2 protein-coding genes and 1 pseudogene are annotated in these 1,717 nt (G+C 70.1%); all 3 read right to left on the reverse strand.

Translation table 11 applies throughout. The features are described from left to right. Positions 1–188 (reverse strand): annotated as a pseudogene (locus tag D588_RS25615) (hypothetical protein); the annotation flags it as partial. Positions 189–357: 169 nt separating this feature from the next. Further along, on the reverse strand, positions 358–843 hold the full coding sequence (ybeY, locus tag D588_RS0119730) for an rRNA maturation RNase YbeY (protein WP_010342139.1): 486 nt from the start codon (positions 841–843) through the stop codon (positions 358–360). Between the two features lie 53 nt (positions 844–896). Next, a partial coding sequence (locus D588_RS0119735; protein ID WP_232764336.1) for a hypothetical protein occupies positions 897–1,717 on the reverse strand: 821 nt, incomplete at its 5' end.

Genomic DNA, 1,717 nt, shown 5'->3' on the forward strand with positions numbered 1-1,717 from the left:
GCCAGCAGCGGCGCCAGTGCGGCGAAGTCGGCCACGTGCTGGCGGCATTCCAGCAGCGCCGGCAGGTCGATGGCCGGATCGGCGGTCGCGGTGGCGGCAGGCGTTGCAGTGGGCGACGCGGCAGGCGCTGCGACGGCAGCGGGGACGGCGCAGGCGAGCGCGAGCAGGACGAGCGAGGGACGGATCAACGCACGGAACCTCGAAGAAAAGCGGGGCTGCGGCGATCGCCGCGCGGCCACGTTACCGCCAGCGCCTGCGCTTGACCAGCGCGGGAGGTGGGCGATACACGAGCCCCTCTCCCCCCGGGAGAGGGGTTGGGGTGAGGGTCGGTCGCGACAGCGGGTGTGGGATCTCGGATCAACGCTCGCCGGCGTAGGGGTCGGAGACGCCGAGGTCGGCCAGGATCTCGCGCTCCAGTTGCTCCATCGCCTCGGCTTCCTTGTCGTCCTCGTGGTCCCAGCCGAGCAGGTGCAGCACGCCGTGCACGGTCAGGTGCGCATAGTGCGCGTTGAGCGGCTTGTCCTGTTCGGCGGCCTCGCGCGCCACCACCGGTGCGCAGATCACCAGATCGCCGAGTAGCGGCAGCTTGACGCCCTTCGGCAACCCCTCGGGCAGTTCGGCCGGGAAGCTGAGCACGTTGGTGGCGTAGTCCTTGCCGCGGTAGTGCTGATTGAGGGCGCGGCCTTCGCGGTCGTCGACCAAGCGGATCGCCAGGTCGGCCTCGCGGATGCGGCCCTTCAGTGCCGCGGCGACCCATTTGCGGAAGCTAGTCGCCGCCGGCAGCCCGGCACGGGGCAGGGCGTAGCTGACGCCGACATCGAGGCGGACGGGACCTTTGGTCATGGCGGAACGGCCGGGTGCTGCGGTGGGGGCCACAGTATCGCGCTAACGCGCGCTCAGGGCGACGCCCAGTCGCCGGCGTCGTAGGCGATCTCGATCACAGCGGCATTGCCTGCCGCGCGGTCGATGCCAGCGTCTGCGGCGGATTTGCTGCAGTTGAAGCCCTGGTAGAGGGTGCTCTGGCGGACGAGCTGCAGTGCCGCCTGTTCCGGCTTGCCGTTCGGGTCGATCTGGATGGTCGGTGTCGCGCAGCCGCCGACATTGGTCACCTGGATGGCGGGCACGAGCGCGCGCGCCGCCTGGTCGGCGAGGGTGTCGAAGGCATCCGGTCCGATGTCCTGCGCAGCGGCCGACACGCGCACCTTGAAGTAGTAGAGCTGTTTGTAGAACAGATAGCCGTTGGAGCGGGCCGGTGCATCCTCCGGGTCGAGGCGCAGTTCCATCCGCAGCTTTTCTCCGGGCACACGTTGGGCCTCGGCGATCGCCGCGACCAGCGCCTTGTCCAGGGCGCTGGCGGCCTTCGGCGCCGGTTCGACGACGATGCCCAGCTCGAACCGTTGCGCGCCCAGTTCGTGCAGTTCCGCGTAGGTGCCGCCGGAGACCGCTGCGGCCAGATCGGCACGGAAGCCCGCCATGCCGTCGGCGATGGCCCGCGCCGATTCCTTTTGTCCGGCGGGATAGACGAACACGTTGATGGTCAGTTCCGGATGGCCTTTCAGCACGTAGAGGAAGCCGGCGCCGGCGGCCCTGGCGGCCGGGTCGTACTTGCTGCTGCGCAGGCTGAAGTCGCCCACGGTGTCGGGAGCGACCACGTAGCTGGTTTCGACGAAGGGGCGCGCCGGTGTTGCTGCGGGCGGCGCAGCCGTGGCGGCTGCCA

Source organism: Xanthomonas sp. SHU 308 (assembly GCF_000364645.1).
GTDB classification, from domain to species: domain Bacteria; phylum Pseudomonadota; class Gammaproteobacteria; order Xanthomonadales; family Xanthomonadaceae; genus Xanthomonas_A; species Xanthomonas_A sontii.